The 26,949-nt window shown below is 61.3% G+C and carries 24 protein-coding genes and 2 tRNA genes; 21 read left to right on the forward strand and 5 right to left on the reverse strand.

The window, feature by feature from the left end; all coding sequences use genetic code 11:
- The 4 genes from LQT98_RS04790 to LQT98_RS04805 all read left to right on the forward strand — a co-directional run.
- A partial coding sequence (locus LQT98_RS04790) for an ATP-binding domain-containing protein (RefSeq protein ID WP_231461317.1) occupies positions 1 to 573 on the forward strand: 573 nt, incomplete at its 5' end.
- 166 nt (positions 574 to 739) lie between these two features.
- Positions 740 to 1,627, forward strand: a complete 888-nt coding sequence (locus tag LQT98_RS04795; protein ID WP_231461318.1) for an NUDIX hydrolase — start codon at positions 740 to 742, stop codon at positions 1,625 to 1,627.
- A 399-nt stretch (positions 1,628 to 2,026) separates the two neighbouring features.
- Complete coding sequence (locus tag LQT98_RS04800) at positions 2,027 to 2,218, forward strand: hypothetical protein (RefSeq protein WP_048409471.1); 192 nt, start codon at positions 2,027 to 2,029, stop codon at positions 2,216 to 2,218.
- Positions 2,219 to 2,410: 192 nt separating this feature from the next.
- On the forward strand, positions 2,411 to 4,273 hold the full coding sequence (locus LQT98_RS04805) for an ABC transporter ATP-binding protein (protein WP_374424276.1): 1,863 nt from the start codon (positions 2,411 to 2,413) through the stop codon (positions 4,271 to 4,273).
- 162 nt (positions 4,274 to 4,435) lie between these two features.
- Here the strand turns inward: LQT98_RS04805 and LQT98_RS04810 are convergent.
- Positions 4,436 to 4,512, reverse strand: a tRNA-Arg gene (locus LQT98_RS04810).
- A 210-nt stretch (positions 4,513 to 4,722) separates the two neighbouring features.
- Between LQT98_RS04810 and LQT98_RS04815 the strand changes: the two genes are divergently transcribed.
- Positions 4,723 to 5,394 carry a c-type cytochrome gene (locus LQT98_RS04815; RefSeq protein ID WP_331282526.1) on the forward strand — a complete coding sequence of 224 codons (672 nt, stop codon included), beginning with the start codon at positions 4,723 to 4,725 and terminating at the stop codon, positions 5,392 to 5,394.
- A gap of 349 nt (positions 5,395 to 5,743) precedes the next feature.
- Here the strand turns inward: LQT98_RS04815 and LQT98_RS04820 are convergent, their stop codons facing one another.
- Complete coding sequence (locus LQT98_RS04820; protein WP_048409474.1) at positions 5,744 to 7,759, reverse strand: UvrD-helicase domain-containing protein; 2,016 nt, start codon at positions 7,757 to 7,759, stop codon at positions 5,744 to 5,746.
- A gap of 270 nt (positions 7,760 to 8,029) precedes the next feature.
- On the opposite strand from LQT98_RS04820, the gene LQT98_RS04825 reads away from it, so the two are divergent.
- The 4 genes from LQT98_RS04825 (at position 8,030) to LQT98_RS04840 (ending at position 12,631) form a co-directional block, all read left to right on the forward strand.
- On the forward strand, positions 8,030 to 8,851 hold the full coding sequence (locus LQT98_RS04825) for a symmetrical bis(5'-nucleosyl)-tetraphosphatase (protein ID WP_048409475.1): 822 nt from the start codon (positions 8,030 to 8,032) through the stop codon (positions 8,849 to 8,851).
- A 109-nt stretch (positions 8,852 to 8,960) separates the two neighbouring features.
- Positions 8,961 to 10,361 carry an MBOAT family O-acyltransferase gene (locus LQT98_RS04830; RefSeq protein ID WP_048409476.1) on the forward strand — a complete coding sequence of 467 codons (1,401 nt, stop codon included), beginning with the start codon at positions 8,961 to 8,963 and terminating at the stop codon, positions 10,359 to 10,361.
- Positions 10,362 to 10,433: 72 nt separating this feature from the next.
- A complete protein-coding gene (locus tag LQT98_RS04835; RefSeq protein ID WP_231461319.1) occupies positions 10,434 to 11,480 on the forward strand; it encodes an SGNH/GDSL hydrolase family protein in 1,047 nt (348 codons plus the stop codon).
- Positions 11,477 to 12,631, forward strand: coding sequence for an SGNH/GDSL hydrolase family protein (locus LQT98_RS04840; protein WP_231461320.1), 1,155 nt, complete (start codon positions 11,477 to 11,479; stop codon positions 12,629 to 12,631). The genes LQT98_RS04835 and LQT98_RS04840 overlap by 4 nt, the downstream gene beginning before the upstream one ends.
- 73 nt (positions 12,632 to 12,704) lie before the next feature.
- Here the strand turns inward: LQT98_RS04840 and LQT98_RS04845 are convergent, their stop codons facing one another.
- Complete coding sequence (locus LQT98_RS04845) at positions 12,705 to 13,520, reverse strand: lysophospholipid acyltransferase family protein (protein WP_048409478.1); 816 nt, start codon at positions 13,518 to 13,520, stop codon at positions 12,705 to 12,707.
- 41 nt (positions 13,521 to 13,561) lie between these two features.
- On the reverse strand, positions 13,562 to 14,377 hold the full coding sequence (gene mutM / locus LQT98_RS04850) for a bifunctional DNA-formamidopyrimidine glycosylase/DNA-(apurinic or apyrimidinic site) lyase (RefSeq protein WP_231461321.1): 816 nt from the start codon (positions 14,375 to 14,377) through the stop codon (positions 13,562 to 13,564).
- A gap of 79 nt (positions 14,378 to 14,456) precedes the next feature.
- On the opposite strand from mutM, the gene LQT98_RS04855 reads away from it, so the two are divergent.
- From LQT98_RS04855 to LQT98_RS04905, 11 genes are all read left to right on the forward strand, one after another.
- The gene (locus tag LQT98_RS04855; protein WP_231461322.1) at positions 14,457 to 16,214 is read left to right on the forward strand and encodes a tetratricopeptide repeat protein; all 1,758 of its coding nucleotides are present in this window, start codon (positions 14,457 to 14,459) and stop codon (positions 16,212 to 16,214) included.
- Positions 16,211 to 16,750, forward strand: coding sequence for a lipoprotein insertase outer membrane protein LolB (gene lolB, locus LQT98_RS04860; protein WP_231461323.1), 540 nt, complete (start codon positions 16,211 to 16,213; stop codon positions 16,748 to 16,750). Before LQT98_RS04855 ends, lolB begins: the two co-directional genes overlap by 4 nt.
- Before the next feature lie 54 nt (positions 16,751 to 16,804).
- Positions 16,805 to 17,662, forward strand: coding sequence for a 4-(cytidine 5'-diphospho)-2-C-methyl-D-erythritol kinase (ispE, locus tag LQT98_RS04865; protein ID WP_231461324.1), 858 nt, complete (start codon positions 16,805 to 16,807; stop codon positions 17,660 to 17,662).
- A gap of 7 nt (positions 17,663 to 17,669) precedes the next feature.
- Positions 17,670 to 17,744: transfer RNA gene (locus LQT98_RS04870), tRNA-Gln, on the forward strand.
- Positions 17,745 to 17,832: 88 nt separating this feature from the next.
- On the forward strand, positions 17,833 to 18,816 hold the full coding sequence (locus tag LQT98_RS04875; protein WP_043589892.1) for a ribose-phosphate pyrophosphokinase: 984 nt from the start codon (positions 17,833 to 17,835) through the stop codon (positions 18,814 to 18,816).
- A gap of 60 nt (positions 18,817 to 18,876) precedes the next feature.
- The gene (gene rplY, locus LQT98_RS04880; RefSeq protein WP_043589895.1) at positions 18,877 to 19,164 is read left to right on the forward strand and encodes a 50S ribosomal protein L25; all 288 of its coding nucleotides are present in this window, start codon (positions 18,877 to 18,879) and stop codon (positions 19,162 to 19,164) included.
- 90 nt (positions 19,165 to 19,254) lie between these two features.
- On the forward strand, positions 19,255 to 19,836 hold the full coding sequence (pth, locus tag LQT98_RS04885) for an aminoacyl-tRNA hydrolase (RefSeq protein WP_231461325.1): 582 nt from the start codon (positions 19,255 to 19,257) through the stop codon (positions 19,834 to 19,836).
- Positions 19,837 to 19,912: 76 nt separating this feature from the next.
- Complete coding sequence (ychF, locus tag LQT98_RS04890; protein ID WP_231461326.1) at positions 19,913 to 21,004, forward strand: redox-regulated ATPase YchF; 1,092 nt, start codon at positions 19,913 to 19,915, stop codon at positions 21,002 to 21,004.
- Between the two features lie 116 nt (positions 21,005 to 21,120).
- Positions 21,121 to 22,101: a Wzz/FepE/Etk N-terminal domain-containing protein gene (locus tag LQT98_RS04895; RefSeq protein WP_231461327.1), complete on the forward strand. Its 981-nt coding sequence runs from the start codon at positions 21,121 to 21,123 to the stop codon at positions 22,099 to 22,101.
- A gap of 119 nt (positions 22,102 to 22,220) precedes the next feature.
- Positions 22,221 to 23,006 carry a transporter substrate-binding domain-containing protein gene (locus LQT98_RS04900; RefSeq protein ID WP_231461328.1) on the forward strand — a complete coding sequence of 262 codons (786 nt, stop codon included), beginning with the start codon at positions 22,221 to 22,223 and terminating at the stop codon, positions 23,004 to 23,006.
- 78 nt (positions 23,007 to 23,084) lie between these two features.
- On the forward strand, positions 23,085 to 23,747 hold the full coding sequence (locus LQT98_RS04905) for an amino acid ABC transporter permease (RefSeq protein ID WP_048409486.1): 663 nt from the start codon (positions 23,085 to 23,087) through the stop codon (positions 23,745 to 23,747).
- Positions 23,748 to 23,796: 49 nt separating this feature from the next.
- On the opposite strand, the gene LQT98_RS04910 is transcribed toward LQT98_RS04905, so the two are convergent.
- Positions 23,797 to 25,551 carry an AMP-dependent synthetase/ligase gene (locus LQT98_RS04910; protein ID WP_231461329.1) on the reverse strand — a complete coding sequence of 585 codons (1,755 nt, stop codon included), beginning with the start codon at positions 25,549 to 25,551 and terminating at the stop codon, positions 23,797 to 23,799.
- Between the two features lie 234 nt (positions 25,552 to 25,785).
- On the opposite strand from LQT98_RS04910, the gene LQT98_RS04915 reads away from it, so the two are divergent.
- Positions 25,786 to 26,931 (forward strand): trans-sulfuration enzyme family protein, encoded by a 1,146-nt coding sequence (locus LQT98_RS04915; RefSeq protein WP_231461330.1) that lies wholly within the window; start codon positions 25,786 to 25,788, stop codon positions 26,929 to 26,931.
- Positions 26,932 to 26,949 lie beyond the last annotated feature (18 nt).

Here is a 26,949-nt window from a genome sequence, read left to right on the forward strand (position 1 = left end):
GTGTTGGCGCGCTGGCAGCCTTATTGGCGGGCGGTGCGCGCCGGCGCGCCGTTGGCCGAGCGGCAGCGTGCCTTCGCCGGCTTCATGCTGCTGGCGGCGGAGCGGCGGCAGGTGGACGCGTTCAACCGCCGCATTGAGCAGCAATTGGAAGCGGACGGCGACAAGCCGGCCGGCCGCGACTGGTATCCGGGGCGGCCGGTGATGATCAACGAGAACGATTACGGCCTGGGCCTGTTCAACGGCGACATCGGTTTCGCGGTGCAGCGCGAGGCTGGGTTGCGCGTGGCTTTTCCCGGAGACGACGGCGGCTGGCGCGAGTTCGCGCCCGGTCGCCTGCCGCAGCATGACACCGTGTACGCGATGACGGTGCACAAGAGCCAGGGCTCGGAGTTCGGCGAGGTTTGTCTGCAATTGCCGGACACGGCGGGACCGGTGCTGAACCGCGCGCTGGTGTATACCGCGATCACCCGCGCGCGCGACCGTTTCATTGTCGCCGGCGCGCAGGCGGTGTGGGAGCAGGCCGCGGCCGCCGCGCCGCCGCGCCACTCCGGCCTGGCGGACAAATTGAAATGACGTTGCGATTAAATTGTCGGCGCGGCGTGTGGCCGCATCGACAATTCCGCAACAGCCTGCCGCAAAATAATCTGTTTATTTGCCGGCTGTTACGCCAGATATAGTCAAAGCGGAAGAAGCATCCTAAGATGCAGCCTTCCCGAAACACATCGCAGCGGAGTTGGCAATGCAAGTGGATGCGGTTCTGGCTTATCTCGACAAGATTACCCGTTTCGATCGTCAGCAGTTCACGCCTTTGTATATCGGCAAAGAGCGCCTGGGCTGGGTCAACGCGGTGTGGAAAGAGCGCTTGCTGAGCAGCGAATCGCAGCTGTTCGAAGAGCAGTACCAGAAACTGCATTGCCGTCTCGACGGCAGCTACCGCAGCATCAGCCACGCCTTGGCGCAGGCGGCGCGCCGCTGGCAACAGGCCGGTTGGCTCAATGGCTGGCGCAATGAAAACTTCACCGCTTTCCGCCACGACGGCTCTCCGTTCTTCGAACTGGAGCGCGCCGCCTTCCGCCCGTTGGGCCTGACCAGCCGCGCGGTGCATCTGAACGGGCTGATCCGGCTGCCGTCCGGAGAAGTGCGGATGTGGGTGGGACGCCGCAGCCCGCACAAGGCGGTGGATCCCAACCGCATGGATAACCTGGTCGGCGGCGGCGTGGCCGCCGGCGAGAGCATAGAGCTGGCGCTGGAGCGCGAAGGCTGGGAAGAGGCCGGCGTGCGCCGCGAGCAGGTGCGCGATCTGCCGCAAGCCAGCCTGCTGCTGGCCGAGCGCCCGGTGCAGCGCGGCCTGCATCGCGAGTGGATTTATGCTTTCGATCTGTGGCTGGAGCAGGGTGAGACACCCTGTAATCAGGACGGCGAGGTGGCCGAGCACATCCTGATGTCCTTCGTCGAAGTGGAGCAATTGCTGCTGGAAGAGCGCTTCATGATAGACGCGGCGCTGGTGGCGACCGATTGCCTGGCGCGCCATGGTTATTGGGGCGAGCGCACCGCGCCGATAGACGCGGCGCTGGCGCGCATCCGCCATGCGCAGCGCAGCGATGTGCATGCCTTGACCTCTTGCTGATTCCCTTGCCGCGCCGGGATGCCATTCACTGTGCCTGGCGCGGTTCTCCCGCCATTGATCTATCCGTTTATATTACAACTGCGTGAATTAATTCAGGAATCTTTGCCTGATAGTGCTTGTAATGGGTAGAATCATTCTCAAGAGCGGCAAAAGCCGTCAATAAATGCCAAGGGCTATTGGCCCGCGCTGTTTCTCCTGCCTGTCACCACATGCCGATCTCCGTTCTCGTCTTCGCGCGACGACAACGCTTGGGCATGACCATTGAAATGACAATGCGCTTATTTTGGCAGAATTAACGAAACGGCGGCATCGGGAGATTTCTCACTTGCCAGCGGCGCAGCGACGGCGCGGCATGCGGCAGCCGGCTGGCTGCGCACGATCTTGGGGGGCGTAAGGGGGATGTATCGTTTGAAACTGATCTCGGAGCAGTTCGGCGTCGACGACAGCGGGCCGCTGCATCCCAGCCAGGAGCAGGCGCGGCGCGCGGCGCTGGTGATGTGGAATGTTTATCGCGGCCAGCTGCGCATCGAGATTCACCGCGTGGTGGACCTGCGCAGCCGCAAGACCGAAAAGCTGGAGGAATTATGCTGACTGTCGCGTTTTAGCCAATGTAGTTGGCGGCAATTGTCTTGCGTTCTCGTTTGTTGGCTGAATATGACAAATGCGGGCGCAGGGTGAGAGAAGTTTCCATTGCGCGATTTTCAGCGCTTGGCTATTGTCCAGGTTCCTATTAAACCCAAAGCAGGCGCAGCCGGATCGGCGGCCTCTGCACTGGAGCGATCTTTGTTCAATTGGTTCGAAAAACGGGTAAATCCGTATCCCGACACGCCTCCGGCCCAACCTCCCTCGGGCTTTTTTCCATTTCTCTGGTTCTGCACCCGCGGCTTGCGCGGCCTGATTGCGGCCGTCATTCTGCTGACCGCCGGCATAGGCGCTTTCGAAGCCCTGCTGTTTTCCATGCTGGGCTCGGTGGTGGACTGGCTGGGCGCGGTCAAGCCCGCACTGCTGTGGGACACGCAAAGCCATAATCTGTTGCTGCTGGCGGGCATCCTGCTGGCCAGCCCGCTATTGATCGCTTTGCAGGCCTTGATCAAATACCAGGGTATTTCCGCCAACTTCCCTATGCTGTTGCGCTGGAACTTCCATCGCCATCTGCTGCGGCAGAGCATGAATTTCTATCAGGACGAGTTCGCCGGCCGGGTTTCGGCCAAGGTGATGCAGACCGCGATCGCGGTGCGCGAGACGGTGATGATAGTCGCCGACATACTGGTGTTCGTGGTGATCTACTTCGTCACCATGATCGCCGTGGTCGGCAGCTTCGACAGCCGTTTGCTATGGCCATTCCTGGCCTGGCTGGCGCTGTACGTGGCCACGCTGTATTTCTTCGTGCCCAGGCTAGGCCTGGCCGCCACCGCCCAGGCCGACGCGCGCAGCCTGATGACCGGCCGCATCACCGATGCTTACACCAATATCGCCACGGTGAAATTGTTCTCGCATGCGCAGCGCGAGGCCGGCTTTGCCCGCGGCGCGATGCAGGAGTTCCTGGCCACCGCCTATCGCCAGATGCGCTTGATCAGCGGTTTCGAAATCATCAACCACAGCCTGAGCATGTTGCTGATCGCCAGTACCGCCGGCGTCACGCTGTGGCTGTGGAGCATGGGCGAAGTCGGTGTCGGCGCGGTGGCGGCGGCCACGGCGATGGCGCTGCGCCTGAATGGCATTTCGCACTGGATCATGTGGGAAATGGCCTCCTTGTTCGAGCAGGTCGGCACGGTGCAGGACGGCATCGCCACGCTGGCGCGGCCGGTGCTGGTCAATGACAGCGCAGATGCCAAGCCGCTGGCGGTCAAGCAGGGTGAGATTCGTTTCGAGCAGGTGGACTTCAGCTATGGCGGCAGCAAGAGCGTGATCGAACAGCTGTCGCTGACGATACGCCCGGGTGAGAAGATAGGTCTGGTCGGCCGTTCCGGCGCCGGCAAGTCCACCATCGTCAATCTGCTGCTGCGTTTCTACGACCTGGATGGCGGTCGTATCTTGATCGATGGCCAGGATATCGCGCGGGTGACACAGGACAGCTTGCGCGCCCAGGTGGGCATGGTGACGCAGGATACCTCCTTGCTGCACCGCTCGGTGCGCGACAACCTGCTGTACGGCAGGCCGGACGCCGACGACACCGCGATGGAGGCGGCCGCGCGCCGCGCCGAGGCGCATGATTTCATCCTGACCTTGACCGATCCCAAGGGACGGAGCAGCTATGACGCCCATGTCGGCGAACGCGGGGTCAAGCTGTCCGGTGGCCAGCGCCAGCGCATCGCGATCGCGCGGGTCATGTTGAAGGACGCCCCCATTCTGCTGCTGGACGAAGCCACCAGCGCGCTGGATTCGGAAGTGGAAGCTGCGATCCAGCGCAGCTTGTACCGCTTGATGGAAGGCAAGACCGTGGTGGCGATCGCCCACCGCCTGTCCACCATCGCGGCGATGGATCGCTTGATCGTGCTGGACAAGGGGCGAGTGGTGGAAGAAGGCGACCATCGCAGCCTGTTGGCCAAGGACGGTTTGTATGCGCGACTATGGGCGCATCAGAGCGGGGGCTTCCTCGGCGAAGAAGACGACGACGAAGCCGAGCCGGTGGCCAGCATCGCCTGACTCCGGCCGCGGGCGGAATGAACCGGGCGGGGCGCGCAAGCGTCCCGCTTTTTTCATTTTCCGCCCAAGGACGCGGCATTGGGCTGCGGCAAGCGTTTTAGTGAAAACAACGGTGGCGATAGCGGGGAAAACGAGGAAATATCAAGACAGGCGGAGGGGATGTGGCGCACCCGACAGGGATCGAACCTGTGACCTTCAGCTTCGGAAACTGACACTCTATCCAACTGAGCTACGGGTGCGCTGTGACTTGCTTTGAGGCAGGGCCGCATCATAGCGCAACTTCCTTACCCGAGTCCAGTGTATGGTTTTGCCTTGCCTTCAGGCTTACCGTATAATTATCCTATTTTAAATGTCATTAATTCCAGGCGAGGCTCGTAATGAGTAATGAGAACGGAATGGCTCCCGGCCAGGTCATCAAAGTGCTGGTTGGCGTCGTTGTCTTTCTTGTAGTGGCAATCTGGCTTCTGGCCAAGCTGGCTACCAGCGGTTACAACGTGGATGCCGAAGTAATGACCAAGGAGGCCATCGCCTCTCGCCTGAAACCGGTTGGCGAAGCCAAGGCCAGCGATGCGCCTCCGGGCATGCGCACGGGCGAACAGGTTTACAAGGGCATCTGCATCTCCTGTCACGGCACCGGCCTCGCCGGCTCGCCTAAGTTCGGCGACACCGCGTCCTGGGGCTCGCGCATCGCCAAGGGCTGGGATACCTTGACTCAGCATGCCTTGCAGGGCTTCAACGCGATGCCGGCCAAGGGCGGCGCCACCGATTTGAGCGATGACGAAGTGAAGCGCGCGGTGGCCTATATGGGCAACTCCGCGGGCGGTAAGTTCACCGAACCGCCGGTGGGCGGCGCTGGCGGCGCGGCCGCGGCGGCCGATCCGGCGGTGGTGGGCAAGAAAATCTACGACAGCGTGTGCATGGCCTGCCACGCGGCCGGCATCGCCGGCGCGCCCAAGTTCGGCGACAAGGCGGCTTGGGCTCTGCGCCTGAAGCCCGGCTTGGACGAAGTGGTCAAGATCGGCATCAAGGGTCTGAACGCTATGCCGGCCAAGGGCGGTTATACCGGCAGCGACGCCGAGTTCCGCGCGGCGGTGGAATACATGGTGAATAATTCCAAATAAGCGGCGGTCCCTCGGAACAAAAAACGCCTTGCGCTGAAGCAAGGCGTTTTTTATCGCTGAAAAATGGCGATTTATATGTTTTTCCGGAAAATTAGGCCTAATGTTGACGACAATGTCCTATGTCAACAAAACCGCGCTGTAACAAGGGACAGGTGCCCTGCTTAGGCGCTTGGGGCATGATGAGCCATCTGTTTAGGTCGTGAAGCGTCAGGCGCTTCGCGGCTTGGTGTGGGGATTCAGTGGGTTTCCACTTTCGCTTCACCCAGAGATGTTCCTCATTCTTCATATGGCGCCACTGGCGCCATTTTCTTTTCCCGCGCTCGGGCATGTCGCCCACGATAGCCGTGCTTCAGGAGTCCGCCGGTTTTTCCTTGTTGGCCAGCATTGCGCTGAGGCTGGCCAGCCGCGATTTGCCCTCGGTCTTGCTGACGATGGGCTCGGCGCCGGGTTTGCCGAAGTGGCGCATATCGTCGCCGTTGATTTCGCTGATGAAGCGTGAAGGCTCGACGAACTGCCACTCGCCGGCGCGCTTGCGCTTGACGCAGTAGGTCAGCGTCAGCATGCGCTGGGCGCGGGTGATGCCGACATACATCAGCCGGCGCTCTTCCTCCACCATGCCGTTATCGACGGATTCGCTGTGCGGCAGTATGCCTTCCTCGGTGCCGACCAGGAACACATATGGGTATTCCAGACCCTTGGACGCGTGCAGCGTGGACATCTTCACCGCGTCGACCTCGCCTTCCTCGCGTCCTTCCAGCATGGTGATCAGCGCGATGGTCTGGGTCAGCTCCACCAGGTTCTTGCCGCTGTCCTCGCCCTTGCGGCTGAGCCAGCCCACCATTTCCAGGATGTTCTTCCATTTGGTTTCGGCGATGCGCGGGCTGTCCTCGCTATCGTAAAGCCAGGCTTCGTAGCCTATGGCTTGCATCATCTCCATCGCCAGCGGGCCGCCGTCCTCGCGGGTGGCGCGGTATTGCAGATTGGCGATGAAGTCGCAGAACTGCTCCAGCGGTTCGAGCTGGGCTTTTTGCACCTGCAGGCGGAAGCCTTCCTCATGGGCGCTGGCGAACAGGCTCTTGCCGCGCTCGCCAGCCCAGGCGCCCAGCCGTTCCAGCGTGGCGGTGCCGACGCCGCGCTTGGGCGTGGTCAGCGCGCGAATGAAGGCCGGATCATCGTCGGGATTGGCGATCAAGCGCATATAGGCCAGCATGTCCTTGATTTCCGGCTTGTCGAAAAAGCTCTGGCCGCCGGCCATCTGATAGGGGATGCGCTGATTGCGCAAGGCTTGCTCGAAGATGCGCGCCTGGTAGTTGCCGCGATAGAGGATGGCGTAGTCCTTGAACTCGGTGCGGTATTCGAATTTGTGCGCCAGCAGCCTTTGCACCACGGTTTCCGCCTCGTGCTCCTCATCCTTGCACTGGATCACATGGATGGGCTCTCCCAGGCCCAGCTCGCTCCACAGCTGCTTTTCGAACAGTTTGGGGTTATTCGAGATCACCGAGTTGGCGGCGCGCAGGATGCGCGCGGTGGAGCGGTAGTTCTGCTCCAGCTTGATGATCTTGAGCTTGGGGAAGTCGCTTTGCAGCAGCCGCAGGTTTTCCATATTGGCGCCGCGCCAAGCGTAGATGGACTGGTCGTCGTCGCCCACCGCGGTGAACATGCCGCGCAGGCCGGTCAGCAGCTTGACCAATTGGTACTGGCAGGTATTGGTGTCCTGGTATTCGTCTATCAGCAGGTAGCGCAGCTTGTGCTGCCATTTCTGCAGCACTTCTTCATTGCGTTGGAACAACTGCACCGGCAGGCGGATCAGGTCGTCGAAGTCCATCGCCTGATAGGCGCTCAAGGTGTCCTGATAGGCCAGATAAGTGGTGGCGCAGATGCTCTCCCACTCTCCCTGGGCTTCCAGCAGCATCTGGTCCGGTGTTTTTAGGTCGTTCTTCCACAACGAGATCTGGCTTTGCACCTTGCGCACTTCGTCCTTGGAAGTGGTTTTCAGGATGTCGGAAATGATCTTGCCGGCGTCGAAGGCGTCCAGGATGGAAAACTGCGACTTATAGCCCAGATGCGGCGCTTCCTGGCGCAGCATCTGCATGCCCAGCGAGTGGAAAGTGGATACGGTGATGCCGCGGATCTCCGCCGGCGTCATCAACTTGCCCACCCGTTCCAGCATTTCTCGCGCGGCCTTGTTGGTGAAGGTGATGGCGGCGATATTGCGCGCGCTGATGCCGCCTTCGCGGATCAGGTGCGAAATCTTGTAGGTGATGACTCGGGTTTTGCCGGAACCGGCGCCGGCCAGCACCAGCAAGGGGCCGTCAAGATATTGGATCGCCGCGCGCTGCGGCGGATTGAGCAAGGGTGCGGACATGGCGGTATGGGGAAGGGGCCCGGCGGGGCGCAGTAAATCGGTAACTCAGCCAGTGCATTGTAGCATGGGGTATCATGGCGCTATCCGCGGATGACATCTCAGAGCCTGTTCAAAGTCTGGCGAGCAAGAGCGAGGCAAGGCGAAAACGGTTGAAGAAGCGGAATGTACAGGTGGTACTTGGCATTTCGAAGGTGTTTTCAACGCCGCGTCGCCGAAGCGCAGCAGATTTTGGACAGGTTCTCGGATCGATCCGCCACTCATGAGGTGCATATGGCCATCTACGCTATCGGCGACATTCAAGGCTGCTTCCAGCCATTTCAGCAGTTGTTGCGGCAAATCGAGTTCAACCCCGGCAAGGACACCTTGTGGCTGACCGGCGACCTGGTCAACCGTGGACCGCAGTCGCTGGAAGTGCTGCGCTGGGTGTTCCAGCATCAGGATCACGTCGAAATCGTACTGGGCAATCACGATCTGCATCTGCTGGCGGTGGCGGAGGGCTTCGGCAAGCTGCACCGCAGCGATACCTTGCTGGATATACTCAATGCCGCCGACGGCAAGGTCTTGCTGGACTGGCTGCGCTGCCAACCGATGATGATAGCCGGCCACGGCTACGCGATGGTGCACGCCGGCCTGCTGCCGGAGTGGAGCATTGATCGGGCGCTGGACTTGGCGGAAGAAGTGGAGGCCGGCCTGTCCGGGCCCAAGCATCGTGAATTCCTGTCGCGGCTGTATGGCAACCGGCCGACGCGCTGGAGCGAGGAGTTGCGTGGCGCCGATCGTCTACGCGTGATTGTCAACGCGATGACTAGGATGCGTTTCCTGAACCGCGATGGCGAAATCGACCTGAACTATAAGGGCGAACTGGACAATGCGCCGGCCGGCCTGACGCCCTGGTTCGAGGCGCCGGGGCGCTGGCAGGGCGAGATGCCCATCATCTGCGGCCATTGGTCGGCCTTGGGCGTTCACATTTCCGAAGACGTGGTGGCGATAGACTCCGGCTGTCTGTGGGGCGGCAGCCTGACCGCGATGCGGCTGGGCGATCAGGCCTTGTTTTCCTTGCCGTGCCCGGCTTTTCGCGAAATCACCGCCTGAACGGCGCGTGACGCGCCGCGGCGGCAAATAAAATATCGTCAAGCCATAGTCAGCCCGCCCTCATCACTGTCATAATCCGGGCTCTTGCCAGAGCCGTTTTTTTATTTGTATGAGTTATCTTTCCATTGAGTTCGCGCTGGCATTCCTGGCCTTTTTCGCCCTGTATTGGCTGTGCCGCAAGCGCACGGATTGGCAGAACGGTTTGTTGTTGCTTGCCAGTTACGCCTTTTACGCCAAGCTGGACTGGCGCTTCGCGCTGATTCTCGCCATCTACACTGTATTGCTGACCGTGGTGTCGGCGCGCATGCTGGATTCCATTCGCCCCAAACGCTGGCTGCGCGTGGGCCTGCTGATGGCGGTGGGCAATCTGGCGGTGTTCAAATACTTCGACTTCTTTCGCGAAAGCGCGCAAGCGGGCTTGCACGCGCTGGGCATCGCCGCGGTGCTGCCGGCGGTGGATTTCCTGATGCCGGTGGGCATCTCTTTCTATACCTTCCAGTCGGTCAGCTATCTGGTGTCCCTGTACCGCGGCGAAGTTCGTTTCGCCCGGGTCCGGGAGCTGGGCTTGTTCCTGGCCTTCTTTCCCACCTTGCTGGCCGGGCCGATCTGCCGCGCCAGCGGCCTGCTGGAGCAGCTGCGCAGCGGCGCGCGCCGCCACATCCTGCATTTGGACCGCGCGTTGGGCTTGGTCGTGCTGGCCTTGGCCAAGAAGCTGTGGCTGGCCGGCTGGCTGGCCAGCGCCTGGGTGGACCCGGTGTTCAGCGCGCCGGAAACTTATCACCCACTTGAGGTCTGGGCCGCGTTCTATGCCTACGCCTTCCAGATCTATCTGGATTTTTCCGGCTATACCGACTTGGTTACCGCGCTGGCGCTGCTATTGGGCATCCAGTTGCCGCGCAATTTCGACGCGCCCTACCTGGCGCATAATCTGCGCGATTTCTGGCGGCGCTGGCATATGTCGCTGTCCAGCTGGATTCGCGATTACATCTACATTCCGCTGGGCGGCAACCGGCTGGGCTTCGCCCGTGCCCAGCTCAATTTGCTGGCCGCGATGCTGCTGTCCGGCCTGTGGCACGGCGCCAGCCTGAAGTATCTGGTGTGGGGCGGCATGCACGGCCTGGGCGTGGTGGGCTTGAACCTGGGCGACCGGCTGCTGGGCAAGGAAGCGCTGACGCGGCGCTGGGCCTGGCTGGCGCGGCTGCTGACCTTTCATTATGTGTGCCTGGCCTGGGTGTTTTTCCGCGCGGCTTCGCTGGAGGATGGCTGGAGCTTCCTGGAAGCCATGGCCGGCACCGGCCAGGAACTGACGTTGAACGCGCCCGGCTTCCTGGCGCTGACCGCCGCCGCCTTTATCGGCCTGCCTTATCTGAGCGCAGCGCGGGAGCACGGCATCGCCCAACTGGCCCGTCTGCCGTGGTGGGGCAAGCCCAGTTTGTTGGCCGGCTGCGCCTTGCTGATCATCGTGGTGTCGCCGCCGGGGATTCCGGGTTTCATTTATTACCAGTTTTAAGCGCGCGCGGCGGAATCGCCGCGCAATTTCACCGTCTTATCGTCAGTCTTACCGCATTGAGGCCTGCGTCACATGATCGCCCGTTCCGCCATTCGCCAAGCCCTGGCCATACTCGGCAGCAGCATGCTGTTGCTGTGCTGGATTGAGCAATCGTCCATCAACGCCTACTGGCGGCAGACTTTTCACCGCCCCAGCCAACTGGAAGTCTTGTCCGATCTGAGCGTCTGGCGCGTCGGAGCGGATCTGGGGCGCGGTTTCCGCGATCACAGCCGTGGACTGCTCGCGCGGCTGGACCGCTGGGATGACGATATGATCGCCTACTTCAACGCCTGCTGCCTGCGCCCGGCGCCGCCGCCCGTGCTGGCGCCGCAAGCGCAGGCCGGCAGCAAGGCTCCGTCCACGGCAAGCGAACCGGTCTTGCCGGCCGGGGTCAAAACCCAGCCGCCAGCGGTGTCCGCTCCGCAGCAGGCCGCGGCCAAGGACAGCCGATTATGGCTGCGGCCGGGGCAGAAAGTGTTGCTGGCCGGAGATTCCATGATGCAGGGCGTGGCGCCGCATTTGCTGCGGCCGCTGTTCAAGCTGCACCAGATCAAGGCGCTGGACGTCAGCAAGCAGAGCACCGGCCTGACTTATCCGGACTTTTTCAATTGGCCGGACACGATAGAGCGACAATTGGCGGCCAATCCTGACATCGGTCTGGTGGTGGTCTTCTTGGGCGCCAACGATACTTGGGACATGGTGGGCGGCAGCCGTTACATCCGTTTCGCCTCCGAGGAGTGGGAGCAGCGTTATCGCGAGCGCATTCGCGCCATCCTGGCCTCGGCCAAGGCGCATAAGACGCAATTGTTGTGGTTGGGCGCGCCAAATATGGGCAAGGACAAGCTCAACCGCGGCGTACATTACATAAACGGCATCTTCCGCGAGGAAGTGGAGAGCGCAGGTCAGCGTTATTTGTCCACGCGCGAGGCCTTGGGCAGCGAGGACGATGCTTTCGCCAAGTTCATGACCTTGCCCGAGCAGGGTGAGGTGGCGGTCAGAACCGCCGATGGCATCCATTTCACCCGTCAGGGCCAGGTCTTGCTGGCACGGCGGGTATTGGCAGAATTGAGGTTTGAATGAAGTTGAGACTCAGCGCCGCCTTGGTCGGCCTGTTGGTGTCGGTGGCGGCTTGGGCCGCTCCGGTGCAGGATTTCGGCGAGGTCAATCTGGCGCGGCTGGTGTCGCGGCTGAAGGGAATATCCACAGCGGTTCAGCCGGTGCGCATTACCCAGCTGGGGGATTCGCATACCGCCGCCGATTACCTGACCGGCACGCTGCGCGAGCGTTTCCAGGCCAAGTTCGGCGATGCCGGCGCCGGCTGGACGCCGCCGATGGCGGTGCCGGGCCAGCGCCATGCGCTGGTGATAGAGCGCAGCGAGGGCTGGACGTTGATCAACAGCCGCAAGGACGGCGATCCGGACTTCCCACTAGGTGGCTATATCGCCCAGGCGCAGCGGCCGGGCGCCACCATCAGCGTGTTGCCGCGCAATCCGCTGGACGGTTTGTGGCGAGTGCGCTTCCGCGTCCGCGCGGCGCAAGACGGCGCCGGCGCGCTGGAAGTGGACGACGGCCACGGCAGCCGCAAGCTGAACCCGCCGGAGGCGGGCAAGGGCTGGCAGACGGTGGAGCAGAAGCTGTACTTCCCCTTCGTGGTGCGCGCCGGGGCGTTGCCGGCGGCGGAACTGGGCGGCATTGAGCTGGAGCGGCTGGCGCCCGGCGTGGTGCTGGACAGCATAGGCAGCAACGGCGCGCAGCTGTCGATCTGGCAACGCTGGGGCAAGAACTGGAGCGCGCAGCTGGCGGAACGCAATAGCGATCTGGTGATCCTGGCTTACGGCGTCAATGAGGCGTTCGACGATCGCCTCGACCTGATCGAGTATCAGCTCAATCTGCAGGCGGCGATCAACACCATACGCCGTGATCTGCCGCAGGCGGCCATTCTGATGCTGGGCGCGCAGGACGCGGCGCGTAAGCGCGGCGCGGTCAGCAAGGAGTGTTCGCCGGGACGCCCGCTGCAATTGGCGGCGGTCAAGCGCATTCAGCAGAAAGTCGCGCGCGACAGCCATATGCTGTACTGGGATTGGGAGCAGGCGATGGGCGGGCCCTGCAGCATGAAACGCTGGCAGGCGCAGCAGCTGGCGCGGCCGGACCTGGTGCATTTCTCGCAGCAAGGCTATGCCAAGCTGGCCGATGATTTATTCGATAATCTGATGACGCGGCTCAGCCTGTGAGCGTGGCGGCGATGGATGAAGAAAAGCCCCCGGAACGGGGGCTTTTGCATTGGGGAAGCTTCGTCGCAGGTGCTCAGTGTTGCTGAGCCGGTTCCTGAGCCGCTTCCGCGGCCGGAGGCGGGCTCAGCCGCAGCGCGCGCGCTACTTCCTGCTGTGCTTGCTGCGCCAGCGCGAAGCGGGTATCCAGCCCGTGTTCCCAAGCCTTCAGCGGCTGGCCGTAGCTGACCTCGACTTCCATAGCCGGCATCGCCAGCACCTTGCGCACGCTTTGCAGAAAGGTCAGGTCACCGATGAAGGCCGGTTCCAGCGTCTGTTCGCCGTCTGCGCCGTAATAGCGCAGGCCCACCGGCTGAACGGTGCCGCGCGACAACAGCGCGGCCTCGAACAAGGAAGCCTTGAACGGCAGCAGATCGAGACCGTCCGAGGTGGTGGACTCTGGAAACACCGCCATGCAGGCGCCGTTTTCCATCGCGTGCGCCAGCGCCTTGTAAACGCGGCTGGCGTCCTTGCGCTTGCTGCGGTCGATGAACAAGGTGCCGCCCAGATGCGCCAGCCAGCCCAGCACCGGCCAGGAGCGGAGTTCGCGCTTGGCGACGAAGCGGGACACCGTGCAGCTATTGAGCACGAAGATGTCCAGCCAGGAGATGTGGTTGGCCACCAGCAGGGTATTGGGTGGGTAGAAGCCGGGGTTGACGCCGTTGATCCGCACGCTGATGCCCAGGATCTTCAGCGCGTGAGCGGCCCAGCGCCGGGTGACGACGGCGCGTTCGGCGTGGGCCAGCCGGGAATAGCGCGTAACCAGGATGAAAACGCCGACGGCCAGATGGCCGAACAGGCGCGCGACGCGCCCGATCCGGGTGAGCAGGGAGGTGGTGGCGATTGACTTCAAGATACGTTGAGGCTCGGTGCGCTAAGGTTGAGGCCGTAACTCTAGCATGGCTGGCATAGTGGGCAATAGTAGGAGCTGCGCTGGCCCTGGCGTAAATGCCGGATCGGCGTGCCGCATTGCCGGCATGGTTCATCCTGGCGGCCGTAAACCATATAGGTTTGCTGGAAGTAGCCGGGTTTGCCGTCGCTATGCACGAAATCACGCAGCGTGCTGCCGCCGGCCTCGATGGCGCGGGTCAGCACTTTGCGGATTTCTTCGGCCAGCCGGCGGTATTCGCCGTCGCGCACCGCATTGGCGGCGCGGGCGGGATGGATGCCGGCGTGAAACAGCGCCTCGTTGGCGTAGATATTGCCTACGCCCACCACCACATGATTGTCCATCAGCATCAGCTTGACCGCGCTGCCGCGGCGTTGAGCTGCTCGGATCAGGGTGTCGCCGTCAAAACCGTCGGACAGCGGTTCCGGCCCCAGTGCCTGCAGCAAGGGGTGGTGCTCGATGGCGCCGACATGCCATAACACCGCGCCGAAACGGCGCGGATCGCGGTAGCGCAGCACATTGGGCCCCAGCAGCAGATCGATGTGATCATGTTTTTCCGGCGGGGTGTCGGCCGGCAGGAAACGCAGGCTGCCGGACATGCCCAGATGGATGATCAGGGTGCCGGCATCGGTGCCCAGCAGCAGGTATTTGGCGCGGCGATCGACCGAACGTATCGTCAGGCCGCGCAGGGTGGCGTGCAGCTCCGGCGGTACCGGCCAGCGCAGGCCGGCGTGGCGGACCACGGCGCCGCCAAGCTCGGCGTTCAACAAATGGGGCAGAATCCCGCGGCGGGTGGTTTCGACTTCTGGCAGTTCTGGCATGGGTAGAATGGGCGCGAAGATAAAAACAGGTCATGCTATTCTACGCATTCAACAGGTTTATAAGCAGGTCTCTGACTCCATGCGAATGCAACGGCTGAAAAAAACACTTCCCTTGTTGATGGTCTTGCTGCTGTCGGCGTGCGCCAATTTCAAGCATCCCGGCGCGGCGCGCTCCGTCGATACCGGCAAGCCGGCGGGCGACGAGGCCGCCGCCGCGGCTAAAGAGGACGATGCCCTGCTGCCCAAGGCGGAGCTGACGCCCGAAATCCTCTATGGCGTGGTGGCCGGAGAAATCGCCGCCCAGCGCGGCTCGGTGGGCGCTTCCGCGGTGACCTATCTGGAACTGGCGCGTCAGACGCGCGACCCGCGGCTGGCGCAGCGCGCGGCCGAGTTCTCCATGTTCGCCGGTTTGCTGAAGGAAACCTCGGAAGCGCTGACTTTGTGGATGGAGCTGGCGCCGGACTCGGTGCCCGCGCGCGAGCAGCTGTTCATCACCCTGCTGCGCGCCGGCAAGCTGGCGGAAAGCAAGCCGCTGATCGAAGCGCTGCTGCAGAAAGAACCGGAACGGGCTCCCGCCATCTTCGTGCAACTGGCGCGGTTGACGTCGCGTCAGAGCGACAAACAGGCGGCCTATGAGTTGGTCCAGCAGTTCGCCGGCCGCTATCCGGACCTGGCCGAGGCGCGCTTCGCGCTACTGGCCGTGGCCGCCGAGGCCGGCGATCAGGCCACGATGAACCGCGAGTTCGATCGCCTCGCGCAGATCGCGCCGGCCTGGGATTTGCCGGTGGCGTGGCAGGTGGACCGCCTGCGGCGCGAGCAGCCGGACCAGGCCATCGAGTTCCTGCGGCGCGAACTGGCGCGGCGGCCCAACGCCGGTCTGGAACTGAAGCTGGCCTATCCGCGGCTGCTGGTGGGCGCCAAGCGCTTCGGCGAGGCGCGGCAGGCTTTCGACCAATTGCTGCCGGCCTATCCGGACAATCCAGACCTGCTTTACGCCTCCGGCCTGATGGCCTACCAGATGCGCGATCTGCCCGCCGCGGACAAGTATTTGCGCCAGGCGCTGGCCGCCGGCCATCCCGAGGCCAATTTCATCCGCTATACCCTGGGACAGATCGCCGAGGAGCGCCAGGACGCCGCCGCCAAGGGCTGGTATGAGATGGTGGGCGCAGGTCCGCAATTCCTGCCGGCCCAAGGCCGGCTGGCGGTGATGGAGGCCGGTGACGGCAAGCTGGAGCTGGCCTTGGCGCGGCTGGCGCCCTTGGGCGGCAATGATCAGGAAAAAATCACCCTGGCCTTGCTGCAATCACAGCTGGCGCGCGAGGCCAAGCAATACGGCAAGGCCTACGAATTATTGAGCAAGGCGCTGCAGCGCATGCCCAAGGCGCCGGAACTGTTGTATGAGCGGGCGCTGGTGTCCGACAACCTGGGCAATATCGGCAATGCCGAGCGCGACCTCAAGCTGGTGTTGAAGGAAAAGCCGGGCGACGCCCAAGCCTTGAATGCGCTGGGTTATACGCTGACCAATCGCACCGGCCGCCATCAGGAGGCGCTTGGCTATATAGAAAAGGCGCTGAAGAGCGAGCCGGACAATCCCACCATTCTCGACAGCCTGGGTTGGGCGCAATACAAGTTGGGCCGGCTCGAGGCCGCGCTGAAGACGCTGCAGAAGGCCTACGCGCTCTTGCCCGACCCCGAGCTGGCCGCGCATCTGGGCGAGGTGTTATGGAAGCTGGGCAAGAAAGACGAGGCGCAGGCGGTATGGGACAAGGCGCTGGCGGAAAGCCCGGAGCATGATGTGCTGCGCGAAACCATGCACCGGCTGGGGGCGCGGCGATGAGGTGGCAAGGCCTGGTTTTGCTCTTGTCGCTGCTGGCGACGGGGTGCGCGACGCGCGAAGCAGTGTTCATGCCGTCGGCGACCCGCTCCGCCGATCAGCCGTTCACGGTCAGCGGACGGTTGTCCGTGAACCTGGACGGCAAGGGGCATGTCGCCAATTTCGATTGGCAGCACCAGCCCGAGCGAGACCAGTTGGCGATCAATTCACCGTTGGGCAATACCGTGGCCGAAGTGGTGCGCGACGCCGATGGCGTCACCTTGCGTTCCGACGGCAAGGCCTGGCAGGCGCCCGATGTGGAAAGCCTGACCGAGAAAACCCTGGGTTGGCCGCTGCCCTTGGCTGGTCTGGCCTGGTGGGTGCGCGGCATGCCGGTGCCGGGCGAAGCCAGCGAGGTCCGCCCCGATGGCGAATTGTTGCAGCAAGGCTGGCGCATCCGCTTTGTGCGTGACGTCGAGTCCGGCGAACGCTATCCCAAGCGCGTGGATCTGGTCCGCGACGGTCTGACCGTCCGGGTGGTGACCCGCGATTGGCGTTGATGTACTAACTGCTGGCCATGCTGTTCTTGTGATTTCTATCTTGGTGTCGTGTCGATGACTTCCGCTGTATTTCAAACCTTCCCGGCTCCGGCCAAACTCAATCTATTGCTGCACATCGTGGGCAAGCGCGCGGATGGCTACCATCTGCTGGAGACAGTGTTCCGTTTCATCGACCTGAACGACACGGTGTCGCTGGCCTTGCGCGACGATGGTGACGTTGTGCTGGAAACGCCGATCTCCGGCGTGGATCCAGAGCAGGATCTGACCGTGCGCGCCGCGCGGCTGTTGCAGCAGCATGCGGCTTGTGGGCTGGGTGTGAGCATTCGCCTGGAGAAAAAGATACCGATGGGCGGTGGTTTGGGGGGAGGAAGCTCCGACGCCGCCACCGTTTTGCTGGCCTTGAACCGCATGTGGCGGCTGAATCTGCCACGGGCGGAACTGCAGGAACTCGGCTTGAAGCTGGGCGCGGACGTGCCGGTGTTTATTTTTGGCCGCAGTGCGCTGGCCACCGGCGTGGGGGAAAAACTGAATGAAATCAAATTGAAGCCGGCATGGTATGTGGTAATTCACCCTCAGGTGCATGTGCCTACCAGCAAAATATTTCAAAATTTCTCGCAGGAGGTGTTGACAGAGGTAGGGGTCGTCGGCATAATGCGAATCCTCGAAACAACGCAGCGACGACGAAACGATCTGCAAAACGTTGTTTCGAATATGTACCCAGCGGTGAATGAAGTGCTGACCGAATTAAGAAAATATGGTTCGCCGCTGATGACTGGTTCCGGTTCCTGTGTGTTTCTGGAGTGCCAGTCAAAAGACGAAGCCGATAAAGTTTATCAGGCGGTGTCGATAAAATATAAGGGGTTTTTAGCAAAAGGACTCGATGTCCATCCCTTAATCGACAGCGCTGAATAAAGGTTACTGGGGAGTCGCCAAGTGGTAAGGCACCGGATTTTGATTCCGGCATTCGTAGGTTCGATCCCTACCTCCCCAGCCAAGACTTTCTCTCAATAAGAGAGAGCATGAAAAAAGCGTGTAAGAATCCCTTACACGCTTTTTCTTTATCTAGCTAAGGCACACGAATCATGGCGGCATACGACAGTTTGATGGTATTCACCGGGACCGCGAACCCGGAACTGGCCCAAAACGTAGTCAAACATCTGGATATCTCGTTGGGACGCGCCGATGTCGGCAAGTTCAGCGACGGCGAAGTGGCGGTGGAGCTGCTGGAAAACGTCCGCGGACGCGACGTCTTCATTCTGCAATCGACCTGTGCGCCGACCAATGACAATCTGATGGAAATCCTGACTATGGCCGACGCGTTGAAACGCGCTTCGGCCGGTCGTATTACCGCGGCGATTCCGTACTTCGGCTATGCGCGCCAGGATCGCCGTCCGCGCTCCGCCCGGGTGCCCATCTCCGCCAAGCTGGTGGCCAATATGCTGACCAGCGCTGGCATCGATCGCGTGCTCACCGTCGATCTGCATGCCGACCAGATCCAGGGTTTCTTCGATATCCCGGTGGACAACGTTTACGCGACGCCGGTGCTGCTGAAGGACATCCGTTCGCAGCGCATCGAAGACCTGATCGTGGTCAGCCCGGACGTGGGCGGCGTGGTGCGCGCCCGCGCGATGGCCAAGGCCTTGAACACCGACCTGGCCATCATCGACAAGCGTCGTCCCAAGGCCAATGTGGCCGAGGTGATGAATATCATCGGCGATGTGTCCGGCCGTACCTGCCTGATCGTCGACGACATGATCGACACCGCCAACACCCTGTGCAAGGCGGCCAGCGCTCTGAAGGAGCGCGGCGCCCAGCGCGTGCTGGCCTATGCGACTCACCCGATCTTCTCCGGTCAGGCGATCGATCGCATCAAGAATTCCGACATCGATATGGTGGTGGTGACCGACACCATCCCGTTGACCGCCGAGGCCAAAGCCTGCCCGAACATCCGGGTCGCCTCCATCGCCGGCCTGCTGGCCGAGACGCTGCGCCGGATCAACAACGAAGAATCGGTGTCTTACCTCTTCAATGAGGAACTGGTTGCGGCGGGCGCCTGCCTGCCGTAAACATCGGGCCCGCTGGTCGCGGCGGGCCGGGTGCTTTTAATCTGAAACTGGAGTTTTGCCATGTCTTTTGAATATACCGCCAGCAAGCGTGAAGAGTCGGGTACGAGTGCGAGCCGCCGCCTGCGTCACGCCGGCCAGGTTCCGGCCGTTGTTTACGGCGCTTCCAAAGAAGCCGTATCCATCGTTCTGGACCACAACACCATGTACTACGCGCTGAAGAATGAAGCGTTCCACACTTCCGTTCTGGATCTGGTGATCGACGGCCAGAAAGAACAAGTTAAAGTGGCTGCGTTCCAAATGCACCCGTACAAACAGCAAGTGATGCACATCGACTTCGCTCGCGTGTAATCTAGCTGCCGTGCCGTCTGACGGTAACGGTTGAAAAGCTCGTTGCTAGCCGTCGGCCCGCAACGAGCTTTTTTATTTGGAACAGAGAATATGTCCGGTATTCGCCTGATAGTCGGCCTGGGCAACCCCGGCGCCGAATACGATAGAACCCGTCACAACGCCGGCTTCTGGCTGGTGGATGAGCTGTGCTGGCGCTATAAGGGCAACTGGCGCACGGAAACCAAGTTCCATGGCGACATCGCCCGCGTGGATATCGATGGCCAGGATGTCTGGCTGCTCAAGCCCATGACCTATATGAACCTGTCCGGGCAAGCGGTGTTGGCGCTGGCGCATTTTTACAAGATTCTGCCGGACCAGATCCTCGTCGTGCACGACGAACTGGATTTGCCCCCCGGCGCGGCCCGCTTCAAGCAAGGCGGCGGCCATGGCGGCCACAATGGTTTGAAGGACATCGCCGCGCGCTTGAGTTCGCCGGCGTTCTGGCGTTTGCGCCTGGGCATAGGTCATCCGGGTGATCGCAATGAAGTCGCCAATTTCGTGTTGAAGAAGCCGCGCGCCGAGGAGCAGCAGGCGCTGGACGAGGCGATCGCGCAGGCTTTGCTGCAATTGCCAGCGGCCATCGGCGGCAAAATGGCGGCGGCGATGAAGGAATTGCACACCGCGGCCAAGTAAGCCGCTGGGCAAATCGCCGGCTTGCCGCTATGCTGCGGCAGATAAGATTTTTCAAGAATTTCGAAGGAATGCGGACATGAGTCTGAAATGCGGTATCGTCGGCCTGCCCAATGTGGGCAAGTCCACCCTGTTCAATGCGCTGACCAAGGCCGGCATCGAAGCCGCCAACTATCCGTTCTGCACCATCGAGCCCAATGTCGGCATCGTGGAAGTGCCGGATCAGCGCTTGGCCGAATTGGCCAAGATCATCAATCCGCAACGCGTTCAGCCGGCCATCGTTGAGTTCGTCGACATTGCCGGGCTAGTGGCGGGCGCCTCCAAGGGCGAGGGCCTGGGCAACCAGTTCCTGGCCAACATCCGCGAGACCGACGCCATCGTCAACGTGGTGCGCTGTTTCGAAGATGAGAATATCGTTCACGTCGCGGGCAAGGTGGACCCTATCGCCGACATCGAGACCATAGGCACCGAACTGGCGCTGGCCGATCTGTCCGCGGTGGAAAAGGCGATGACGCGCGAAGGTAAGCGCGCCAAGTCCGGCGACAAGGACGCGCGCGCCTTGATCGCGGTGCTGGAAAAGCTGGTGCCGCATCTGGATCAGGGTCTGCCGGCGCGTTCGCTGGAGCTGAGCCCGGAAGAAAATGCGTTGATCAAGCCGCTGTGCCTGCTGACGATCAAGCCGGCGATGTATGTGGCCAATGTGGCCGAAGACGGTTTCAGCAACAATCCCTTGCTGGAGCGGGTGCAGCAGTTGGCCGACAAGGAAGGCGCGCCGGTGGTGGCCTTGTGCGCGGCGATCGAATCCGAAATCGCGGAACTGGATGATGCCGACAAGGCCGAGTTCTTGGAAACGCTGGGCCTGGAAGAGCCGGGTTTGGACCGCCTGATCCGCGCCGGCTACAAACTGCTGGGCCTGCAGACCTATTTCACCGCTGGCGTGAAGGAAGTGCGTGCCTGGACGATTCATATCGGCGACACCGCGCCGCAGGCGGCCGGCGTGATCCACACCGATTTCGAACGCGGCTTCATCCGCGCGCAGACCATCGCCTATGCCGACTTCATCGCGCTGGGCGGCGAGGCCAAGGCCAAGGAGGCCGGCAAGATGCGCGCCGAAGGCAAGGAGTACGTGGTACAGGATGGTGATGTGATGAACTTCTTATTTAATGTGTAATCATAATTAACTGAAGAAAAGGCATGTGACTCTGGCGCATGCCTTTTTTTTGTAAGTAGAATGAGTAGGGATAGCGCATCATTCATAGGCAAAAGTCGGCAAAAGGAAAATGACAGTTGGAACAGCAGCGTGAAGTTTCTGATGAGATCAGCTTGGTCGATATTATTTTGTTCTGTAGAAAACAGTGGCGCTTGATGGTGATGTTGCCAGTGGCTGCGGTGATATTGGCGATTGCCATTGTAATGAATATGCCTCCTCGTTACACGGCGACTTCCTTGCTATTAGTGCCGGCGCCGCTGGGACCTCAGGGCGGAGCTAGTGTTTTGAAAGATAGTTCGTTGCTGGACCGCGCCGTTACTGATTTTGAATTGGCCAAGCATTATGAACTGAGCGCCGCCGACAAGACCAAGTTGAGCCTATTGGACAATCTGAAAGTGAATGCGGGCAAGGATGGCTTGCTCGAAGTATCCGTTAGTGATGCGGATGCGGTATTCGCCGCCAAGCTTGCAAATTATCTGGTGGAGCAGGCCAGGCAGAAGATTCTGGGTTTGCACGTCACGGAGCAAAGCAAAAAGTATCTGGTGCTGCAAGAAAAGATCAAGGCAACGCAGCAGCAGCTAGCAGTGGCACAGCGTCAGCTAAAGCAGCAAGGAGGCGGAGAGGCTTTGCTGAACAGTGAGTTGGCGCGGATCGTTGACGGGTTTGCCAGGCTTGAAGTGCAAATGAATACGCAGCAGATGGAGGGCAATAGTCCGCTGCAATCGTCTTTACTGCAGTTGCGCGCGGAACTGGAGCGAGCGAATCCGCGGGCCAAATCGATTTCTTCGCAGCAGCTAGCGATGATGCGGAATTTTTTCTTCTATCAAGCGGCGTTGGAAGAATTGCAAAAGCAGGCCTTGGTGAGCAAGGCGCTGGTATCGCAAGAAGTGCAAGTGGTGTTGCCGGCCAGCCCACCCTTGGAAAAATCCGGACCTAGGCGTGCGCTAGTGGTGGTGTTGGCTGGCTTGTTGGGGTTTGCCTTGGCGGTATTGATAGGCGCGGGTCGCAATGTGCTTGATTCTTCGCGGCGTAGGCTGCAACAAGCAACTGAGACGTGATATAGGGTGGGGCCGCTATAGCGGCCTTTGTTCTATTAGGAACTTGTCAGTGGCTGCGAGCAATGATATTCTGGATTTTTGTTTATTGCAAATCCAAAATTCCTAAAGGTTATATTAATATGCGCAAGCTGATGACGGTTCTGGTGATGGCTGGCCTGGCTGGCCAGGTATTTGCGGCTGACTTGCTGGACACGGTCAAGCAGCGCGGCAGTCTGAAAATCGCTTTGGAAGGCACGTATCCGCCGTTTAACTTCAAGGATGCCAAGCAGCAGCTGACCGGTTTCGATGTCGAGATCGCCAGTGAAATCGCCAAGCGTCTGAAGGTGAAGCCGGAATTCACCACTGCGGAATGGAGCGGCTTGCTGGCGGGTTTGCAAGCCGGCAAGTTCGACATCGTTGTCAACCAGGTGGGCGTGACCGACAAGCGCAAGGACGTGTTCGACTTCTCCCAGGCTTATACCTACTCAAGCGCGCAACTGATCGTGCGCAAGAACGAGAGCCGCGCTTTCAAGAGCCTGGCGGACCTGAAAGGCAAGAAGCTGGGCGTGGGCCAGGGCAGCAATTACGCCGATATGGCCAAGGCGGTGCCCGGCATCGAGGTGAAGACCTATCCCGGCGCGCCGGAATACCTGCAGGATCTGGCCAGCGGCCGCGTGGACGCGGCGTTGAACGACAGCTTGCTGATCCCCTTCGCCATCAAGCAGGCCAAGTTGCCCTTGAAGGCCGGAGCGCCGGTGGGCGAGGTGGCGACGATGGCTATCCCGTTCGCCAAGAATAATCCACAGTTCAAGGCGGCGCTGGATAAGGCGTTGACCGATATGAAGGCTGACGGCAGTTTCAAGAAGATCTCGGTCAAGTGGTTCGGCATCGACGTGTCGAAAGCGCCGACGGCAGCGAAGAAATAATAAGTAATTCGTATTAGAATTTATGAAGTAAGACGCCCCTGCTTGTGCGGGGGCGTCGGTTTTTTAGGGAAAACATGAATGACTGACTGGATTGTGCTGCTGGAGTCGGCGCTGCCGGTGCTGCTGCAAGGCGCGGGGCTGACACTGCTGTTCGCGGTGGTGGCCATGGTGCTGGGCCTGGCGCTGGGCTTCCTCGTGGCCTTGCTGCGGGTGGCGCAGGTGCCGCTGCTGGCGCAATTGGCGGCCTTCTATGTCAGCGCGATGCGTGGTACCCCTTTATTGGTGCAGATTTTCGTCATCTATTATGGCCTGCCCGGAGCCGGCATCGAACTGGGGCCGGTGACGGCGGGCATTCTGGCGCTGACACTGAACGTGGCCGCCTATTTGTCGGAGAGCCTGCGTGGCGGCATTGCCGGCGTGCATCGTGGCCAATGGGATGCCGGCTTGTCGCTGGGCTTGAGCTGGTGGCAGACCATGCGCCACATCATCGCGCCTCAGGCTTTGCGACTGGCGGTGCCGAGTCTGTCCAACTCCTTGATCAGTCTGATCAAGGACACCTCGCTGGTCTCGGTGATTACCGTGACCGAATTGATGCTGGCAACCAAGGAAGTGATAGCCCAGACCTTCCAGCCCCTGCCGCTCTATCTGGCGGCGGCGGCCATCTACTGGGTGCTGAGCGCCAGCTTCGAGCGGGTGCAGCGCTATGTGGAACAACGCCTGGAACTGGCGCACAAGCGTTGAAAAGCAAAAGCCCCGCGATGCGGGGCTGTGTCGTTTCTGGAGCGCGAGCTCAGGCCGGCGCGTACAGGTTTTCTATCATCGCCCGGCAGCGCTCGGCGATCACCTTGCGGCGCAGCTTCAGCGTGGGCGCCAATTCACCGGCATCGACGCACCAGGGCTTGTCGATTAGCGCGAATTTCTTGATGTGCTCCCAGTTGCCGAAGTAGCGGTTGAATCGCTTGATCTCGCGGTCTATCAGCTCGACGATCTTGGGATGGCAGCTCATTTCGCTGTCGGTGGTGTAGGCGATGCCATGCTCGGCGCACCATTCCTTTAGCTTCTCGTACAGCGGGACGATCAGCGCCGCCGCGTATTTCTGGCCGTCGCCCACCACCATGATCTGGTCGATAAAGGCAGATTCCTTCAGCTTGTTCTCCAGCGCTTGCGGCGCGATGTATTTGCCGTTGCTGGTCTTGAACATTTCTTTCTTGCGGTCGGTGATGCGCAGGTAGCCATGCTCCAGCACACCGATGTCGCCGGTGTGCAGCCAGCCGTCCTTCAAGACTTCGGTGGTGAGTTCCGGCTCCTTGTAATAGCCGAGCATCACATTGTCGCCGCGCACCAGGATTTCGCCATCGTCGGCCAAGCGTAGTTCAACCCCGGGCAGCGGCAGGCCCACGCTGCCGATGCGGGTGTCCCTGGCGTTGAACGGGTTGGCGGAAATCACCGGCGCGGATTCGGTCATGCCGTAGCCTTCCGCCACCGATACGCCGCAGGCCCAGAACAGGCGAGCCAATCGTGGTTGCAGCGCGGCGGAGCCTACATTGATCCATTTGAGTTCGCCGCCCATCGCGGCGCGCCATTTGCGGTAGACCAGCTTGTCGGCCAGAGCGTGCTTGGCGGCTTCCAACGGCGAGCGGCGGGCATTGGGGTCGAAGCGCTCGGCGCGCTCCACCGCCCACAAATAAAGACGGCGTTTGAAGCCGCTGAATTCGCGGGCCTTGCCCACCAGCTTGTCGTGCACTTTCTCCAGTACGCGCGGCACGGCGCTGAAGGTATGCGGCTTGATGTCGGAGAGCGCGGCGGACAGGTATTCCACGCTGGAGAAATACACGCCGGCGCTGCTGTACATATAGTAGAACACGCCAGCGCGCTCGAAGATGTGCGATAGCGGCAAAAAGCTCAGCGCACGGCATTCGCCGTGCGGCAGACGAGTGAATTCAGCGGTGGCGATCACGGTGCTGAGCACATTGCGGTGCGACAGCATCACGCCTTTGGAGCGTCCGGTGGTGCCGGAGGTGTAGATGATGGTATAGACATCGTCCGGTTGGATCGCGTCACGGCGGCGTTCCAGTTCGGCTTGTCGTTCTGGCTTGGCCTGCGCGGGGATTTCTGTCCAGGACGGGCAGCCGTCGATCTGGCCCAGGGCGTAGATCGGGCAACTGAATTTACCTAGCGCCTCATGCAATTTGCGTTGCAATGCGGCATTGCCTACGAAGGCAAGCTTGACCTCGGCATGAGACAGGATATAGCGTGCATCATCGAGGGTCATGGTAGGGTAAAGCGGCACGCTGATGGCGCCGACTTGTTGCAGCGCCAGATCGGCCAGCACCCATTCTATGGAATTGTCGGCGGCAATGGCGACCTTGTCGCCGCTGGCGATGCCCAATTCCAGCAGACCCAGGCTGAAGCGGTTGACGCTGTCCGCGACTTCCTCTGTCGACAGCCTGCGCCATTCCTTGCCGGCCTTGGCGGCGAGGCAATCGGTTCGCGGGTGGCGTTCGAGTTGGCGGGTCAGGATGTCAAATACGCGTTCTAGCTTCATTCGTACAATTGTTTGAATGCGAAACGCTGCAAAATAGTCCTAAAGCGCGTGGATGTAAAGCTAAAGCCAGTAAAAACTTAGTCAAGATCAATGGAGTAGCCACCGTTTTAGCGGCGACTTCCTTGAAGTTGCCGAATAATGATGAAAGAGTCATGGCTGGGTCGCGCTGAGAGGCGGATTGCGGTCGGTTTGTCGGACAACGAAATCAAGCTGATGATTTTTTGAGGAAAAGTCGTGAAATTTGCAACCAGATCCATTCATGCCGGCTACGACAACGCCGAGCACGGCAAGGCGGTGATGCCGCCGGTGTACCAGACTTCGGTGTTCGAATACGGCCAGGTCGGCGAGTCCATGCCCTTCGTCTACGCGCGAACCGGTAATCCCACCCGCGCGGCGCTGGAAGCCTGCCTGGCCAGCCTGGAAAACGCCAGCCACGGCCTGGCCTTCGCCAGCGGCATGGCGGCCATCGACGCGGTGCTGCGCGCCTGCCTGAAGCCCGGGGACGAGGTGATCGCGGTGGCGGATCTTTATGGCGGCGCTTATCGCTTGTTGAGCAAGGTGATGGAGCCGGCGGGTATTAAGGTTAGCTTCGCGGATTTGAGCGACAGCCGCAATCTGACGGCGCTGATCAGCGCGCAGACCAAGCTGCTGTGGCTGGAGTCGCCGACCAATCCCTTGCTGGGCATGGTGGATATCGCCGCGTTGGCTGAAATCGCCCATGCGCATGGCGCGCGGGTGGCGGTGGACAGCACCTTCGCCACGCCTTATCTGCAGAACCCGCTGGATCTGGGCGCCGACGTCGTCGTGCATTCCGCCACCAAATACCTGGCAGGGCATTCCGACGTGTTGCTGGGCCTGGTGGCGGTCAAGGATGAAGCACTGCACCGCGAGATCAAATTCATCCAGAACGCGGCCGGCGCGGTGCCGGGGCCGCAGGATTGCTTCCTGACGCTGCGCGGCATCAAGACCCTGCACCTGCGCATGGATCGCCATTGCGACAACGCCGAGCGCGTGGCGCGTTATTTGCAGACGCATCCCAAGGTTGAACGGGTGTTCTTTCCGGGCTTGCCGGAGCATCCGGGCCATGAGCTGGCCCGGCGGCAGATGCGTCGCTTCGGCGGCATCGTCAGCATCTGGCTGAAGGATGACAGCCGCGCGGCGGCCAGCCGGCTGGCAGAGCGACTGCAATTGTTCGCGCTGGCCGAGTCGCTGGGAGGGGTCGAATCCCTGGTCAACCACAGCTACACCATGTCGCACGGCGGCATGCCGCCGGAGCAGAAAGCCCGGTTGGGCATTCGCGAAGGCGGGGTGAGGCTGTCGATAGGCATAGAGGATATCGACGATATCCTGGCCGATCTGGAGCAGGCTCTGGCGGACTGAATCTGACAGCGTTGTTTT

The sequence above is a fragment of the Chromobacterium aquaticum genome (assembly GCF_021129195.1).
GTDB lineage: Bacteria > Pseudomonadota > Gammaproteobacteria > Burkholderiales > Chromobacteriaceae > Chromobacterium > Chromobacterium aquaticum.